General features: G+C 68.8%; 16 protein-coding genes. 5 read left to right on the top strand and 11 right to left on the bottom strand.

Going from position 1 to position 14,745, the window contains the following annotated elements; genetic code table 11:
- Positions 1 to 33 precede the first annotated feature (33 nt).
- The gene (locus tag N8I71_RS03305) at positions 34 to 594 is read left to right on the top strand and encodes an LOG family protein (protein WP_262876504.1); all 561 of its coding nucleotides are present in this window, start codon (positions 34 to 36) and stop codon (positions 592 to 594) included.
- Here N8I71_RS03305 and rarD read toward each other — a convergent pair.
- The 4 genes from rarD to N8I71_RS03285 form a co-directional block, all read right to left on the bottom strand.
- The gene (gene rarD, locus N8I71_RS03300; RefSeq protein ID WP_262876503.1) at positions 554 to 1,441 is read right to left on the bottom strand and encodes an EamA family transporter RarD; all 888 of its coding nucleotides are present in this window, start codon (positions 1,439 to 1,441) and stop codon (positions 554 to 556) included. The two genes, N8I71_RS03305 and rarD, sit on opposite strands and share 41 nt — an antisense overlap.
- Positions 1,442 to 1,472: 31 nt before the next feature.
- Positions 1,473 to 2,168, bottom strand: coding sequence for a cyclic nucleotide-binding domain-containing protein (locus tag N8I71_RS03295; RefSeq protein WP_262876502.1), 696 nt, complete (start codon positions 2,166 to 2,168; stop codon positions 1,473 to 1,475).
- 84 nt (positions 2,169 to 2,252) lie between these two features.
- Positions 2,253 to 2,768 carry a host attachment family protein gene (locus N8I71_RS03290; RefSeq protein ID WP_262876501.1) on the bottom strand — a complete coding sequence of 172 codons (516 nt, stop codon included), beginning with the start codon at positions 2,766 to 2,768 and terminating at the stop codon, positions 2,253 to 2,255.
- 121 nt (positions 2,769 to 2,889) lie between these two features.
- The gene (locus N8I71_RS03285) at positions 2,890 to 3,498 is read right to left on the bottom strand and encodes a superoxide dismutase (RefSeq protein ID WP_262876500.1); all 609 of its coding nucleotides are present in this window, start codon (positions 3,496 to 3,498) and stop codon (positions 2,890 to 2,892) included.
- Between the two features lie 164 nt (positions 3,499 to 3,662).
- Between N8I71_RS03285 and N8I71_RS03280 the strand changes: the two genes are divergently transcribed.
- On the top strand, positions 3,663 to 4,361 hold the full coding sequence (locus N8I71_RS03280) for a substrate-binding domain-containing protein (RefSeq protein ID WP_262876499.1): 699 nt from the start codon (positions 3,663 to 3,665) through the stop codon (positions 4,359 to 4,361).
- A 36-nt stretch (positions 4,362 to 4,397) separates the two neighbouring features.
- On the opposite strand, the gene N8I71_RS03275 is transcribed toward N8I71_RS03280, so the two are convergent.
- The 4 genes from N8I71_RS03275 to N8I71_RS03260 form a co-directional block, all read right to left on the bottom strand.
- A complete protein-coding gene (locus N8I71_RS03275; RefSeq protein WP_262876498.1) occupies positions 4,398 to 4,961 on the bottom strand; it encodes a sarcosine oxidase subunit gamma in 564 nt (187 codons plus the stop codon).
- A complete protein-coding gene (locus N8I71_RS03270) occupies positions 4,954 to 7,992 on the bottom strand; it encodes a sarcosine oxidase subunit alpha family protein (protein WP_262876497.1) in 3,039 nt (1,012 codons plus the stop codon). Before N8I71_RS03270 ends, N8I71_RS03275 begins: the two co-directional genes overlap by 8 nt.
- Positions 7,989 to 8,309, bottom strand: coding sequence for a sarcosine oxidase subunit delta (locus tag N8I71_RS03265; RefSeq protein ID WP_262876496.1), 321 nt, complete (start codon positions 8,307 to 8,309; stop codon positions 7,989 to 7,991). Before N8I71_RS03265 ends, N8I71_RS03270 begins: the two co-directional genes overlap by 4 nt.
- A 100-nt stretch (positions 8,310 to 8,409) precedes the next feature.
- Complete coding sequence (locus tag N8I71_RS03260) at positions 8,410 to 9,654, bottom strand: sarcosine oxidase subunit beta family protein (protein ID WP_262876495.1); 1,245 nt, start codon at positions 9,652 to 9,654, stop codon at positions 8,410 to 8,412.
- A gap of 200 nt (positions 9,655 to 9,854) precedes the next feature.
- Between N8I71_RS03260 and ccmI the strand changes: the two genes are divergently transcribed.
- From ccmI to N8I71_RS03245, 3 genes are read left to right on the top strand one after another with little or no spacing between them, the layout of a single operon-like run.
- Positions 9,855 to 11,090, top strand: coding sequence for a c-type cytochrome biogenesis protein CcmI (gene ccmI / locus N8I71_RS03255; protein WP_262876494.1), 1,236 nt, complete (start codon positions 9,855 to 9,857; stop codon positions 11,088 to 11,090).
- Positions 11,087 to 11,572 carry a Holliday junction resolvase RuvX gene (gene ruvX, locus N8I71_RS03250; RefSeq protein WP_262876493.1) on the top strand — a complete coding sequence of 162 codons (486 nt, stop codon included), beginning with the start codon at positions 11,087 to 11,089 and terminating at the stop codon, positions 11,570 to 11,572. The genes ccmI and ruvX overlap by 4 nt, the downstream gene beginning before the upstream one ends.
- Entirely contained in the window at positions 11,569 to 11,808 is a 240-nt protein-coding gene (locus N8I71_RS03245; RefSeq protein WP_262876492.1) for a DUF1289 domain-containing protein, read from the top strand. Before ruvX ends, N8I71_RS03245 begins: the two co-directional genes overlap by 4 nt.
- Positions 11,809 to 11,832: 24 nt before the next feature.
- On the opposite strand, the gene N8I71_RS03240 is transcribed toward N8I71_RS03245, so the two are convergent.
- From N8I71_RS03240 to dusA, 3 genes are all read right to left on the bottom strand, one after another.
- Complete coding sequence (locus N8I71_RS03240) at positions 11,833 to 12,612, bottom strand: hypothetical protein (RefSeq protein ID WP_316249120.1); 780 nt, start codon at positions 12,610 to 12,612, stop codon at positions 11,833 to 11,835.
- Positions 12,609 to 13,433, bottom strand: coding sequence for a sulfite exporter TauE/SafE family protein (locus tag N8I71_RS03235; protein WP_262876491.1), 825 nt, complete (start codon positions 13,431 to 13,433; stop codon positions 12,609 to 12,611). The genes N8I71_RS03240 and N8I71_RS03235 overlap by 4 nt, the downstream gene beginning before the upstream one ends.
- 73 nt (positions 13,434 to 13,506) lie before the next feature.
- Positions 13,507 to 14,505, bottom strand: coding sequence for a tRNA dihydrouridine(20/20a) synthase DusA (gene dusA, locus N8I71_RS03230; RefSeq protein ID WP_262876490.1), 999 nt, complete (start codon positions 14,503 to 14,505; stop codon positions 13,507 to 13,509).
- Between the last annotated feature and the right edge of the window lie 240 nt (positions 14,506 to 14,745).

Genomic DNA, 14,745 nt, shown 5'->3' with positions numbered 1-14,745 from the left:
GGACGGAAAAGCAGGCCAAGCGCAAGGGACCCGATGCCGACCTCATCCATATGTGTCTATTGCGGCTCGCGGACCGGCGCGGACCCCGAATACATGGCCGACGCGACAGCGCTCGGCACCGAACTTGCCCATGCCGGCCTGCGCCTCGTCTACGGCGCGGGCGACGTGGGGCTGATGGGGGCCGTGGCGCGCGCCGCGCAGGCGGCGGGAGGAGAAACTTTCGGTGTGATCCCCGGCCACCTTCTGAACCTCGAGGTGGGCAAGCGGGACCTGACGACCTTCATCGTCACCGAGACGATGCATGAGCGGAAGAAGGTCATGTTCATGAACGCCGACGCCATCGTGATGCTGCCCGGCGGCGCGGGATCGCTCGACGAATTCTTCGAGGTGCTGACCTGGCGCCAGCTCGGGCTGCACCAGAAACCCGTGTTCCTGCTCGATACCGCGGGCTACTGGGCGCCGATGCGCGCGCTGCTCGACCATGTCGTGGCGCAGGGCTTCGCCGAGGAAAGCCTCCTGGGGTATTTTCGGTCGGTGCCGACCGTCCCCGCCCTCATGGAGGCGCTGGAGTCTTCTCTTTCCGCGGCGCGGTGAGCGTCGACCAGGAATAGACGGCGAGCGCGGCCCAGATCATCGGGAAGGCGATCATGTGCCATCCCGTCACCACCTCGTTCAGGACGATCACGGCGCAGGCGAATTGCAGCGTCGGATTGAGATACTGGATCAGACCCACGGTCGCCATCGCCGCCCGTTTCGCGGCGTAGGAGAACAGGATCAGCGGCATCGCCGTCAGCGGTCCCGAAGCCACGAAAAGCGCAAGGTCGAGCGGCTCGAACGAGAGACTGCCGGCGGCGATCCCCCACGCGAGGTAGCCCAGCGACAGCGGCATGAGGACCAGGACCTCCGCCGTGACCGAGACGACCGGCCCCGCCAGGACCCATCGTTTCAGAAGGCCGTAAAGCCCGAAGGTCGTGGCCAGCACCAGCGAGATCCAGGGCGCCGCGCCAAGGCCGACCGTCAGGACGAGGACCGCCAGCGCGGCGATGGCCACCGCCACCTTCTGCCCGGTCCCCAGCGGCTCGCGCAGGACGATCGCGCCGATGGCCACGGCCACGAGCGGGAAGATGTAGTAGCCGAGCGACGCCTCCACCGTGCGTCCGACCCCCACGGCGAAGATGAACAGGAACCAGTTTATCGAGATCATCCCCGCCGCTGCCACCGTCAGCAGGAACAGCCGCGGCGTGTTCAGCGCGGCCGGCAGAAGCCTGATCCGGCCCTGCAGGACGAGAAGACCCGCGAAGGCCACCAGCGACCAGAGCGTGCGGTGCGCCAGCACCTCGAGCGGCGGAATGTGGGACAAGAGCGCGTAGAAAAGCGGCGACAGCCCCCAGATCGTGCAGGCCACCACCATGGCGATCACGCCTTTCGCGGCCTCGCTCATGCGGCTGTCCTCCGGATGCCGTTTCGCGGTTTCAGGACGGAACCCGCCCCGCGGCCACGAGCGCGTTCATCTGCAGGAGTTTCTCGCGGTAGTTCCGCGCAAAGGCGGCGTCGACTTCGCGTTCGAGCGCGTCGCGGCGCCGGACAATCTCGCGCAGGCGGCCGGCCTCGATCCGCCAGACGCGGCAGGCCCCGTCTGCGCGGACCGTCGCCGTGGCCGGCAGGCCGGTCAACGCGGTCATCTCTCCGATGAAATCCCCCTCGCCGCAGAGCGAGACCCGCACGCCGCCAACCTCGACCGACGCGCTGCCATGGGCGAGGTAGCTCAGGTGGTCGACCGCCGCGCCCTCGGTCGCGAGAATGCCGCCGGCGGCCAGATCGGACCATTCGCCCGCATCGAAAAGCCCTCGCGCCTCGCCCCGCGTCAGCCCCGGAAAATGCCGCGAGAGGAGCCCCATCTCGTCATCCGAGAAGCGCGCACGGATATTGCGCCAATGCGTGATCGCAAGCTGTATGACGTTCACGAGGACCAGCATCGTCTCCCAAATCACGGTCACCGGGTCGCGGATGATGAACCAGCCATAGGAAATGGCCAGAAGCGCAGAGACGATGACGAGGATGCGCAGCCACGTGAGCGAGCGCATGAGCATCGAGGCCACGAGGACGACATAGGCCAGATGGCCCAAGAGCCCTTCTGTCGAAAGGGCCGAGGCTAGCGTGAGTTCCATTGCGGCGGGGTTCCGAGTAGGTCCGTCGCGGTCATCAAGCGGCGATTGCGACGCGGCGTCAAGGCAGGGCGCCGCGCCGACGGGTCACTCGGCCTCGGGCGGGACCAGTGCCGCGGCGATGCGCCGGGCCATCTCGTCCACGGGATGGTTCGTCAGCGTCAGCGCCACCTCGCCCACCACGCGGTCCGCGACCTCCTTGTGCATCGCGCGGCGCAACTCGCCGAGGACACGGGGGCCTGCCGCCACGATCAGCCGAGAGAAACGGCCCCGGTGCGCGCGGACATAGAGCATTTCGGCGAGGCCTTCGGCAAAACGCTCCTCCTCCAGCCGGTGCCAGTCGGTCTCCTCCATCGCGGAGCGGTGGCCCGACATGCCGTCCGAACGGCGCCCCGGCCGGTCGGTCCCCTGTTCGGAGGTTGCCGGATTGTCATGGTGCTCCTCGCGGCGGACCTCCAGAAGCGGCAGCTCGGCGTCACCCACGTTTTCCAGGAACAACGCCTTCTGCCCATCGGCCACAAGCACCCATGTGCCGTTGGTCAAGGGCGATTGCGAGCGGCGCACCTGGTGAACGGGCGTCGGTGTCGGCGATGGATCGGTCATGTCTGTCTCCCCTCATCGATCATACCGAGACTAGCGCACCTGTGCGGGTCCGGTCCTTGACCCCGATCAACGAAAAAGGCCCGCCATGTGGCGGGCCTTTCGGAATCGGATCGGGTCCCGCTCAGGCCGAGGCGAGCCGTGCGGCGACGTTTTCCCAGTTCACCAGCTTGTCGAGGAAGTTCGACAGGTAGGCGGGGCGCTTGTTGCGGAAGTCGATGTAGTAGGAATGCTCCCACACGTCGCAGCCCAGAAGCGCGGTCTGCCCGAAGCAAAGCGGGTTCACGCCGTTTTCCGTCTTGGTGACCTTGAGGCCGCCGTCGGTGTCCTTCACCAGCCAGCACCAGCCCGAGCCGAACTGTCCGGCGCCTGCGGCCGAGAACTGCGACTTGAACTCGTCGACCGAGCCGAAGCTGTCGACGATGGCGGCTTCCAGCTCACCGGGCATGCCGCCCTCTCCGGGACCCATCATTTCCCAGAACTGGTTGTGGTTCCAATGCTGCGAGGCATTGTTGAAGATGCCGTTCTGCGCCACCGCCCCGGCCTGGTAGGTGCCGGTGATGATCTCCTCGAGCGACTTGCCTTCCCACTCGGTTCCCGCGATCAGCTTGTTGCCGTTGTCGACATAGGCTTTGTGATGCAGGTCGTGGTGATACTCCAGCGTCTCCTTCGACATGCCGAGACCGGCCAGCGCGTCGTGGGCATAGGGAAGATCGGGAAGTTCGAAAGCCATTTGGGCCCCCCTCGTTTGCGGTTTTCGTTGCGGCACAGATGGAGGTCCGGGCGGGGTGACGTCAACCCGGCGGAGCGCGACATGGCCCAGAAATCCGATATAGCCCGCCCGCGCGGACCTGCTATGCTTTACTTCAAGGCGAACAACGCGGACCGAGATCACCCATGACGGTTGCACTTCTTGGCCCGGTCGCGCTGAACGGGCTCCTTCCGGCGCTGATCGCCGATTATCGACGCGCGTCGGGCCAGCAGGTCGAGACCGAGATCGTCCTGAACCCCGAGGTTCCCGAACGGATCCTGAACGGCGCGCATTTCGACGTGGCCATCACCAATCCCTGGTACGTGGCCGACCTCGTGGCCTCGGGCCATGCCGACGGAGACAGCCACCGGGCCTTCGGGCGCGTTCCGCTTGCCTTCGCGGTTGCGGAAGGGTCCGTGGCGGGCGCCTGCGCCACCTCGGCCGAAGACATCGCGGCGCTACTGCTCCGCGCGGACAGCATCGCCTATACCGGCACGGGCACCAGCGGCAGCGTGTTCCGGGACCTGGCCGACAGGCTGGGCGTGCGCGCGCAGATCGAGGACAGGCTGCGCCCCATGGGCGCGGGCGAGCCGATCCGCGCAGTGGCCGAGGGGGTCTGCCAGATGGCTGCGGCACCTCTCACCGTCGTGCGGACCACGGCTGGCGTCTTGCCGGCGGCGATCTGTCCGCCGGAGACGGAGACCGACATCGAGATGTCGATGTTCCTGTCGAGCAGGTCTGCGGACCGGCCCGAAGCCCGGGACTTCCTGTCCTTCCTGGCAGACCCGGAGCGGGACGCGTGGCTCGAGCGGGCGGGCGTCGAACGGTTCACGCTTCCGGGCTGAACGCGCACTAGACCGGTGCTTCCCCCTTTGCGAGGGTCAGTGGTAGCCGACCGCCCCGCCGTCCTTGGCCGACAACGCCAGCAGGTCGAAGACATACTGCGCCACGGAGCGGAAGCAGACGACGCGCGCCTCCGTCCCGCTTTCGAACCAGAGCGCTGCGGCCACCTGCTGCAGGCGGGTGCGGCGCATCTCTCCCGGGGCCAACGCGGCGAGATCGGCGGGCGTGACCTTGGCCAGCACGTCGCGCAGCGCCCCGGCCTCGCCGGTCAGCGAGAACATCGCGCGGGCGTCGGAGACATCGACGGCGAGGTGATGCTGTCCCTTGAGCGCCTCGGTGAGCCCGCGCGCCATCTCTCCCGCGGCGGAGTGATCGCACAGGATCAGCAGTTCGTCGGGCGACATCCAGGCGACGCGGGTCCCCTCGCCTTCCGTCATGCCCCGAACCTCCGGCATCGCCGCGCCGGTCACCTTTTTCAGCGCCTTCGCAGCCACGGACAGGTCGGCGCGCAGCGTCACCATGCCCTGAAGCCCCATCTCGCGCACGGAGACGATACCACCGGCCTCGGCGCCGGGCAGCGCGCTTCTTGCCAGATCAGACATCCTGCTTTTCCCCTTGCGCGTCGTAGAACACCGGGCTGACGATCCGCGCCTTCACGGTCGGCGCGTCCTCGCCGCGGGCGGCTTTCCTGGTGGTGTTGAATTCCAGCACCTCGCCCATCCGGTCGGGTCCGTTGAGGACGAGCCCCATGGCGATGCCCTTCTCCAGCGTCGGCGACCAGTAGGTCGAGGTGACGCGGCCTTGGGTGTTGCGCTGTGCGTTGTCGTTCACCCCCTCGGCGATGGCGTAGGCCCCGTCCGGCAGGACCGAGCCGTCCAGCGTCTCCAGCCCCACGAGCTTCCAACGCGCGGGGTCGGTCATGTGCGCCCGTTCCTGCGCGCGCTTGCCGAGGTAGTCGTCCTTCTTCTTCGAGATCGCCCAGTCGAGGCCCAGGTCCTGCGGGATCACCGTCCCGTCGGTCTCGTCCCCGATCATGATGAAGCCCTTCTCGGCGCGCATCACGTGCAGCGCCTCGGTGCCGTAGGGGGTGATGCCGAATTCCGCCCCCGCATCCAGAAGCGCATCCCAGAAGGCGCGGCCCTGGCTGGCCGGGACGGCGACCTCGAACGACAGCTCGCCCGAGAACGAGATGCGGAAGACGCGCGCGTCAAAGCCGCCGATCCGGCCCTCGGCCCAGGCCATGAATGGCAGCGCCTCCTTCGACAGGTCGATGTCGCCGCCGAGCTTCTCCAGCACCTTGCGCGCGTTCGGGCCGACCACGGCGACCTGCGCCCATTGCTCGGTCACGTTGGCGGTATAGACCTTCCAGTCCCACCACTCGCACTGCAGCCAGTCCTCCATGTGGGCATGGATGCGATCCGCCCCTCCCGTGGTGGTGTGGACGAGGAAGGTCTCGTCGTCGAGCCGCGCCACCACGCCGTCATCCATGAGGAAACCGTTCTCGGAGCACATCAGCCCGTAGCGGCAACGCCCCGGTTTCAGCGTGCTCATCATGTTCGTGTAGAGCATGTCCATGAAGCGGCCCGCGTCGGCGCCCTTCACGAGGATCTTGCCCAGCGTCGAGGCGTCGAGAAGGCCCACGGAGGTCCGCGTCGCCAGGATCTCGCGGTTGACCGCGTCGCGCTTCGTCTCACCGTCGCGCGGGAAACAGTAGGGGCGCCGCCAGTGGCCCACGGGCTCCCATGCCGCGCCGTTCCGCTCGTGCCAATCCTGGATCGGCGTGCGCCGGATCGGCTGGAACACCGCACCCCGCGCCTCGCCCGCGATCGCGCCCATGGAGATGGGCGTGAAGGGCGGGCGGAAGGTCGTGGTGCCGACCTGCGGGATCGGCGCGCCGAGCGCGTCCGCAAGGACCGCGAGACCGTTGATATTGCTCAGTTTGCCCTGGTCGGTCGCCATGCCGAGCGTGGTGTAGCGCTTGGTATGCTCCACGCTTTCGTAACCCTCGCGCGCGGCGAGCTGCACGTCCGACACCTTCACGTCGTTCTGGAAATCGAGCCACATCTTCGCGCGCTTCTTCGGGCCTGCGCCCTGCGGCATCATCCAGACCGGCGACAGCGCCGCCTCGTCCGGGGCGGAGGCCGTCGCGACGCGGCCCGGAGCCGACAGGCCCAGCCTCGCCAGCGCGCGGCCCGTGGCGGCCCCGGCATTGCCCAGGACCTCCGAGGCATGGAGCGCGCCGTCGGCCGCGCCGGCACAGACGACGAACCCCTCGCCGTCATGGGAGGTCGGGGGCTTCTCATGGTCGGGGCGGAAGAAGGCGCCGCCCGCGTCCCACGCGAGCTTGCCGCCGCAGTGGGACCAGAGGTGCACGACGGGCGACCAGCCGCCCGACATGGCGACGGCCTCGCAGATCACGTCCTCGATCACCGCGCCCTCGCCCGCCTGGCGGCAGAGCTGGACTGCGACGACCCCGCGCAGGCCCTTGACGTTGGCGATGGCCATGCCGGTCTTCACCGGGATGCCGAGCGCGCGCGCCTCCTGCGGCAGGGGCCCGTCCGCCGTGTCCCGCGCATCGACGATGCAGGGTACGTCGAGCCCGGCCTTCCGGATGGCGATGGCGGTGCGATAGGCATCGTCGTTGTTGGTCACGACCACGGTGCGGTCGCCCGGACTGACGCCCCAGTTGACCAGGTAATCGCGCATCGCGCTGGCCAGCATCACGCCCGGCTTGTCGTTGCCGGGAAAGCTCAGCGGCCGCTCGAAGGCGCCGGTGGCCGAGACGACCTGCGCCGCCCGGATCCGCCAGAGCCGGTGGCGCGGGGCATCGGGCGCGGCGACGTGATCGGCGACACGCTCGTAGGCGATGACATAGCCGTGGTCGTAGACGCCGGCGACCATGGTGCGAAGGCGAAGGTGGACGTTCTCCATGCCTTCCAGCTCGGCCAGGGCGGCGGCGATCCAAGCCTCCGCCGGGGCGCCGTCGATCTCGACGCCATCGACCGGCGCGCGGCCGCCCCAATGGGCGGTCTGCTCGCACAGGAGCACCTTCGCCCCGGCGCGGCCCGCCTCGAGTGCGGCCTGAAGCCCGGCGATGCCGCCGCCGGCGATGACGAGGTCCGTATGGACGTAGAAATGCTCGTAGCGGTCGGGATCGGTCGTCCTGGGGTCGGGCGCCCGGCCGAGACCCGCGGAATGCCGGATGAACGGCTCGAAGACGTGCTTCCAGAAGGGCCGCGGGTGGATGAAGGTCTTGTAGTAGAAGCCCGCCGGCAGGAAGCGCGGGATGAGCGCGTTGACTTCGCCGATGTCGAAATCGAGGCTCGGCCAGCGGTTCTGCGACGTGGCGGCCAGACCTTCGAAGAGCTCGGTCGTCGTGGCGCGCTGGTTGGGCTCGTGCCGCCCCCCCTCGCCGAGGTTGACGAGCGCGTTGGGTTCCTCCGCGCCGGAGGCCACCACGCCGCGCGGGCGATGATACTTGAACGATCGCCCGACGATCCGCTGGCCGTTGGCCATCAGCGCCGAGGCCAGCGTGTCGCCCGGATGGCCGGTGAGGCGCTTGCCGTCGAAACGGAACGCGATCTTGCGGCTGCGGTCGATCAGGCGGCCGCCTTCGGAGAGACGCGTGCTCATGTCGGGCTCCAGTCGGGTCGTTTCGCGCGGATCGCCTCGACGATCCCGGGCGGCGGTTCGGTGGTCTGGGCGGAATAGGTGCCGAAGACCTCGAGCGTGGCGGTGTCGCGGGCGGCGAGGAACCACTTGCCGCAGCCCATCGCGTGGCGCCAGCGCTCGAAATGAACGCCCTTCACGTTCGGGCGCAGGAAGAGATAGGCCTCGAAATCGTCATCCGAGGAGCCGGGACCGAAGCGCTTGAGATGCGCCTCGCCGCCGGGGCTGAGTTCCGTCTCGCAGGCGGCAACGCCGCAATAGGGGCAGGTCAGGGTCAGCATGTCGACCGCTCCGTTCTTGTAGGACGCCGGGGGGCTTTCCGCCCCCCGGACCCCCCGAGCGTATTTTTCGAAAGATGAAGCTGGCGCGGATCCGGCATGGTCAATGCGCCACCCCCGCCGCGACGCTCTCGTCGATGAACTTGCCTTCGCGGAAACGGTCGAGCGAGAACTCGGCGGCGAGCGGGGAATGCCCCTTGGCCATGAGCTCCGCCATCGCCCAGCCCGAGCCGGGGATCGCCTTGAAGCCGCCCGTGCCCCAGCCGCAGTTGACGAAGACCCCCTCGACCGGCGTCTTCGAGATGATCGGCGAACGGTCGCCCGTCATGTCGACGATCCCGCCCCACCAGCGCAGCATCTTGAGACGTGAGATGATCGGGAAGGTCTCGACCAGCGCGCGGACGGTTTCCTCGACGTGATGGAAGGACCCGCGCTGGGTGTAGTTGTTGTAGCCGTCCGCGCCGCCGCCGATGACCATCTCGCCCTTGTCGGACTGGCTCATGTAGCCATGCACGGTATTGGCCATGACGACCACGTCCATGACCGGCTTGATCGGCTCGGAGACCAGCGCCTGGAGCGCGACGCTCTCGATCGGAAGGCGGAAGCCCGCGCGCTCGGCCATCACGCCCGAATGCCCCGCGACGACGATGCCGAGCTTGCCGCAGCCGATATGGCCCCTCGTCGTGTCGACGCCGACGACCCTGCCCCCCTCGCGGCGCACGCCGGTCACCTCGGTCTGCTGGATGATGTCCATGCCCATGTCGGAACAGGCCCGCGCGTAGCCCCAGGCCACCGCGTCGTGGCGCGCGGTGCCGCCGCGGGGCTGCCAGAGCGCGCCCAGCACCGGGTAGCGCGGCCCCCTGATGTTGATGATCGGGCAAAGCTCCCGCACCTTCGAGGGGCCGATGAACTCGGTCGCCACGCCCTGCAGCGCGTTGGCATGCGCGGTGCGCTGGTAGCCGCGGATCTCGTGCTCGGTCTGAGCGAGCATCATGACGCCGCGGGGCGAGAACATGACGTTGTAGTTGAGGTCCTGGCTCAGCGTCTCGTAGAGGCTGCGGGCCTTCTCGTAGATCGCGGCGGAGGGGTCCTGCAGGTAGTTCGAGCGGATGATCGTCGTGTTGCGGCCGGTATTGCCGCCGCCGAGCCAGCCCTTCTCGATCACCGCGACGTTCCGGATGCCGTGATTCCGGCCCAGGTAGTAGGCGGTCGCGAGGCCGTGTCCGCCCGCGCCGACGATCACGACGTCATAGGACGCCTTCGGGGTCGGCGAGGCCCAGGCACGTTCCCAGCCGAGATGGTGGCGCGCGGCCTCGCGGGCGATGGCGAATGCGGAATAGCGGCGCATGGGCAGCCTCCTGTTCTGTGGCCTCCGTTTGTCGCAGGAGGCGTCTGCGCAGGCGTACAGGGCCGACACCTCTTCGCCAATTTGCGACGCCGCCACAAGACGCCGCAGGCCTCCGGACCCCCGCGCGGCTTTGCCCGGTTTCAACGGCCGCCCGCGTCCCCTACATAGCGTCGACGAAGTGGTGGAGCACGAGGTGGAAGATGGGGTTCTGGATCGCGGCGGGCGCAATCTCGCTTTTCGTGGCCTTCCTGATTCTCATGGCCTTTCTGCGGCCCCGGCGCGAAGCCGTGCCGGCGGCGGCCTATGACCTTCAGGTCTACCGCGACCAGCTGAAGGAAGTGGACCGCGACCTGGAGCGCGGCATCCTTACCGAGGGCGAGGCCGCCCGCGCCCGAACCGAGGTGTCGCGGCGTATCCTCGAGGCCGACCGGGCCCTGCAGATCGCCGAGGCCACGCAGGCCCGCCGGGCGGGCGCCGACCGCTGGATCGTGACCGCCGGGCTTGTCGCGGTGCTGGCCGGAACGGTCTTCGTCTACATGCGCATCGGGCAGCCGGGTTATCCCGACGTGCCGCTGCAGACCCGCATCTCGCTGGTGGAGGAGGCGCGCGCCAACCGGCCGCCGCAGGAGCAGGCCGAAGCCGAGGTGACGATGCGCCCGGCCATTCCCGATCAGCCCGAACGCGAGGCGCTGGTGGCGGAACTGCGCACGATCATGGAGAACCGTCCCAACGATCCCGAGGGCATGGCGCTTCTGGCCTCGAACGAGGCGGCGCTCGGCAATTTCCGGGCGGCCCGGCTGGCTCAGCAGCGACTGATCGAGATCCTCGGCGAGGAGGCGACCGGCAATCACTATATCGACCTCGCGGAAATGATGATCCTGTCCGCCGGCGGCTATGTCAGCCCCGAGGCCGAGGCGGCGCTGACCGAGGGCCTCGCGCTGGAGCCGCGCAACGGCACCGCGCGCTACTATGCGGGCCTCATGTACGCGCAGCAGGGCCGGCCCGACCTGGCCTTCCCGATCTGGCGCAACCTGATGGCCGAAAGCACGCCCGACGCGCCCTGGCTCGAACCGATCCGTCTGCAGATCGAGGAGGTCGCGGTCCTCGCCGGCCATCGCGTCACACTGGCCGACCTGCCGCAGCCCTCCGCGCCGCGCGGGCCGAGCGCCGCGGATGTCGAGGCGGCGCAGGAAATGGCGCCGGAGGACCGCGCCGCGATGGTCGAGGGCATGGTCGCGGGACTGGCCGACCGGCTTGCGACAGAAGGAGGGCCGCCCGAGGACTGGGCGCGTCTCATCACCGCCTATGGCGTCCTGGGACAGGCCGACGCGGCGCAGGCGATCTACGAAGAGGCGCTGACCGTCTTCGCCGATGCGCCGGACGCGCTGGCGCTGATCGAAGAGGCAGGCGCGCGCCTTCCCGGTGCCGCGCAGTGATCTGCGAGGACATGGCCGAATTCGCAGCCGCGCTGCCGCGGGCGCGCGGGATTGCAGGCCTCGACCTCGGGACGAAGACCATCGGCGTCGCGGTCTCGGACCGGCTTCTGTCCGTCGCGACGCCGCTCGTGACGCTCAGGCGCGACAAGTTCACCAAGGACGCCGAACAGCTCGCGGTGATCGTTGAAGAACGCGAACTGGGCGGGATCGTCCTCGGCCTGCCGCGCAACATGGACGGAAGCGAGGGGCCGCGCGCCCAGTCGACCCGCGCTTTCGCCCGGAACCTGGCCCGCCTTCCTGCCTTCGCGGGGTTGCCCATCGCGTTCTGGGACGAGAGACTGAGCACGGTTGCGGCAGAAAGGGCACTGCTGGAGGCGGATACGTCCCGAAAACGTCGCGCGGAGGTGATCGACGCGGTCGCGGCGGGCTATATCCTGCAAGGAGCGCTGGACCGGCTGGCGCATATCGGGGCGGCACGATGAGCGACGAGATCTGGAAGCGCGAAGAGATCGAGAGCCCTTGCGTCAAGATCTGCGTGGTCCATCCCGAGGCGCGGCTTTGCACCGGGTGCCTCCGCTCGATCGACGAGATCACGACCTGGGGCCGCATGACGCGCGAGGAACGCCGCGCAATAATGGAAGAACTGCCGGAACGCCGCGCGAAGATCGCCGTGCGCCGTGGCGGACGCGACGCCAGGCTGAAGCGCCGGATTACCTGAGCATTACGCCCGAACCTTCTGATTTCAATACAGATCGAGCCAGTCCGTTGGCCGGGCGACTTCCGGCCTGAAGTAGACGATTGCGCGACCGTCCGCCTCGGCCCGCGCGCCGTCCGCCCAGGGCGCGACGCCGTGGATCATGTGCCGGTGCAGGAGAACCGCCTCTCCGGGTCGCAGGGGAAGGCACACGCGGGGACACCGCGCGAAGACCTCACGCCGCGTGGCCTGGTAGACGTCCGTCAGGTCGATGTCCGACCAGTCCTCGGGCGGATGCCCTCTCAACGCCTCCGCGAAGGCCGCGCGGATCAGCGCATGGCTTCCCTCCCAGACCACCAGCGGCGCGGCTTCCGCCTCCGCTTCGGTCACTGCGATTCCGAGAATGAAGGCGTGCATCTCCTTGAGAAAGCGCCGTTTCCCTGATCCGACAGGCAGAAGACCGTCGAGATGCGCGGCGTCGCGCTCGCGCCGGTAGCGGTGGGCGGCCTCGCTTTCGTCGGGGTCGCGTGCCGGGTAGCCCGGCCATGTGACCGACACCTGGCCCCGGTGAAGCGGCAGCGGCCCCGTCACCGCGAACGCGGCCTGCTGCGCCGCGCCGCCAAGGGGACAGCCGCCCGCGACCGCGCCATCAGGGCCGTTCGGAAGGACATCCACGCCCACGAACCACGTGCCGCCATGGCGCAGCCACCGGGCGCGCGCATCGGGGTCGCGGCTTGCCGCGAGGGCGGCGGGTTTTGCGCTGTCGAGCCAGCGCAGGACGAGGGCATCGGGCGCGAAGACCTCCCAGCCACGCGCGAGCCAGCTCACCAGCCCGCCGCCTTCCGCAGCATGTTGATCGCCATGACCCCGACGAAGGCCGCGAAGATCAGCCGAAGCGGCCTGGGATTGGTCGCATGGGCCAGGCGCGCGCCGATCGGGGCGGTGATGAAGGTCATGAGGACGACCGCCGCGAAAGCCACGAGGTTGATCTGCCCGAGCGTGAAGGGCGGCCGCGCCGGCCCCTGCCCCGGCACCAGCAGGAAGCCGATGACGCCGGGCACGGCGATGAGCAGGCCGAAGCCCGCCGCCGTCGCCACCGCCCGGTGGATCGGCACCGAGTAGAGCGTCATCAGGGGCACGCCGAAGCTTCCGCCGCCGATCCCCATGAGGACCGAGAGAAAGCCGATCACGGGTGACACGGCGGCACGGGCGAGACCGCGCGGCATCGTCGATCCCAGCCGCCATCCCTCGCGTCCGAAGGCGAGGTAGAGGCCCACGGTGATGCCGAGGATCCCGAAGATCGTCATCAGCACCTCGTTGCGCAGCCCGGAGGCCGCAACGACGCCCAGCCCCGCGCCAATGGCGATGCCGGGCCCCCAGCCCTTGAGAATGCTCCAATCGACCGCGCCGCGCCGGTTATGCGCGAGAAGCGACCTGACCGAGGTCACGGCGATCGTGGCAAGCGATGTGGCAAGGCAGATCTGCATGAGATCTGGCGTGGTGTAGCCCAGCCGCTCGAACACGAAATAGAATGTCGGCACCAGGAAGATGCCGCCGCCCACGCCCAGAAGGCCCGCGATCAGCCCCGCGAAGGCCCCGACCAAGAGGACGAGGCCCAGCATGGGCAACACTTCGGCGATGTCCGGCATGATCCCCCGCGCGCAGTCCGTCGCCGTCCGCCTAGCCCAGGCCCGAGGCGAGGGAAAGCCCCAGGATGCGCCCTCAGGCCGCGCGCGCCGTCACTTCCGAAAGCGCGCGTTCGACAAGCGCGGGCCCCGCGCCGTCGCGATGCGCGCCCTCCGACAGGACGCGCTTCCATCCGCGTGCGCCGGGGCGGCCCGCGAACAGGCCCAGCATGTGCCGCGTCACCTGCGCAAGCCTGCCGCCGTGCGCCAGGTGCTCCTCGATGTGGGGCAACATGGCAAGCGCGACCTCCTCGGCCGAGGGCACGGGCGCGTCGGCGCCGAACACCTCCGCATCGGCCCGGGCCAGAATGTCGTAGGGCGTGTGATAGGCGGCGCGCCCGATCATCACCCCGTCCAGTCCGGCCTCGAGATGCGCGCGCGCCTCCTGCAGGCTGCCGATCCCGCCGTTGATGGACAGGTGCAGATGCGGGAACTCCCGCTTCATCGCATGGACGAGCGGGTAATCGAGCGGCGGAACGTCCCGGTTCTCCTTCGGGCTCAGCCCCTGCAGCCAGGCCTTCCGGGCATGGATCGCGAAACGCGTGACACCGGCCTCGGAAACGGTGCGCAGGAAAGCCGGCAGCACCTCCTCGGGGACCTGGTCGTCCACGCCGATCCGGCATTTCACCGTGACCTCCACGGGGCTTGCCGCGATCATGGCCGCGACACATTCGGCGACAAGGCCCGGACGTTCCATCAGGACGGCGCCGAAACAGCCCGACTGCACCCTGTCGGAGGGGCATCCCACGTTGAGGTTGATCTCGTCATAGCCATAGTCGGCGGCGATCCGGGCGGCCTCGGCCAGTTCGTCCGGGTCCGAACCGCCAAGCTGCACCGCGACGGGGTGCTCGGACGGGTCGAACGCGAGCAGCCGCGCGTGATCACCCCGCACGATGGCGGGCGCCGTGACCATCTCGGTGTAGAGCAGCGCATGCCGCGACATCAGCCGGTGGAAGACCCGGCAGTGACGGTCGGTCCAGTCCATCATCGGCGCAACGGACAGACGCGCGGCACGGGTGGCTGCGTTCAATGGCATTCAGCGATCTCCTCGGGGCCGCCAACGGTCAACGGTGCGGCTCCGCACATCATATGCATTCGAGCCCAGCGTCGCCAGCCTGCCCCGTGCAAGGACAGGCAAATCGCGGAAACGTGGAACCACGTGTCCCGACGCGGCGATCGAGGTTCGTTTCGAGCGAAGCCTGGAAAAGACTTCACCGGCGAAGAGCGCGAACAGGAACGATGCTGCGAGGACTGCGGCCATGACTCCGATGAGCAG

It is taken from the genome of Roseicyclus sediminis (genome assembly GCF_025515305.1).
GTDB classification, from domain to species: Bacteria; Pseudomonadota; Alphaproteobacteria; order Rhodobacterales; family Rhodobacteraceae; genus Roseibacterium; species Roseibacterium sediminis.
Note: the sequence above shows the minus strand (reverse complement) of the source record. Positions and strands in the feature narration are given on the sequence as shown.

Excerpts from the sequence above, each read along its gene's own strand:
- N8I71_RS03305 (WP_262876504.1), top strand. The coding sequence starts at position 34 with ATGCCGACCTCATCCATATGTGTCTATTGCGGCTCGCGGACCGGCGCG.
- rarD (WP_262876503.1), bottom strand. The coding sequence starts at position 1,441 with ATGAGCGAGGCCGCGAAAGGCGTGATCGCCATGGTGGTGGCCTGCACG.
- N8I71_RS03295 (WP_262876502.1), bottom strand. The coding sequence starts at position 2,168 with ATGGAACTCACGCTAGCCTCGGCCCTTTCGACAGAAGGGCTCTTGGGC.
- N8I71_RS03290 (WP_262876501.1), bottom strand. The coding sequence starts at position 2,768 with ATGACCGATCCATCGCCGACACCGACGCCCGTTCACCAGGTGCGCCGC.
- N8I71_RS03285 (WP_262876500.1), bottom strand. The coding sequence starts at position 3,498 with ATGGCTTTCGAACTTCCCGATCTTCCCTATGCCCACGACGCGCTGGCC.
- N8I71_RS03280 (WP_262876499.1), top strand. The coding sequence starts at position 3,663 with ATGACGGTTGCACTTCTTGGCCCGGTCGCGCTGAACGGGCTCCTTCCG.
- N8I71_RS03275 (WP_262876498.1), bottom strand. The coding sequence starts at position 4,961 with ATGTCTGATCTGGCAAGAAGCGCGCTGCCCGGCGCCGAGGCCGGTGGT.
- N8I71_RS03270 (WP_262876497.1), bottom strand. The coding sequence starts at position 7,992 with ATGAGCACGCGTCTCTCCGAAGGCGGCCGCCTGATCGACCGCAGCCGC.
- N8I71_RS03265 (WP_262876496.1), bottom strand. The coding sequence starts at position 8,309 with ATGCTGACCCTGACCTGCCCCTATTGCGGCGTTGCCGCCTGCGAGACG.
- N8I71_RS03260 (WP_262876495.1), bottom strand. The coding sequence starts at position 9,654 with ATGCGCCGCTATTCCGCATTCGCCATCGCCCGCGAGGCCGCGCGCCAC.
- ccmI (WP_262876494.1), top strand. The coding sequence starts at position 9,855 with ATGGGGTTCTGGATCGCGGCGGGCGCAATCTCGCTTTTCGTGGCCTTC.
- N8I71_RS03245 (WP_262876492.1), top strand. The coding sequence starts at position 11,569 with ATGAGCGACGAGATCTGGAAGCGCGAAGAGATCGAGAGCCCTTGCGTC.
- N8I71_RS03235 (WP_262876491.1), bottom strand. The coding sequence starts at position 13,433 with ATGCCGGACATCGCCGAAGTGTTGCCCATGCTGGGCCTCGTCCTCTTG.
- dusA (WP_262876490.1), bottom strand. The coding sequence starts at position 14,505 with ATGCCATTGAACGCAGCCACCCGTGCCGCGCGTCTGTCCGTTGCGCCG.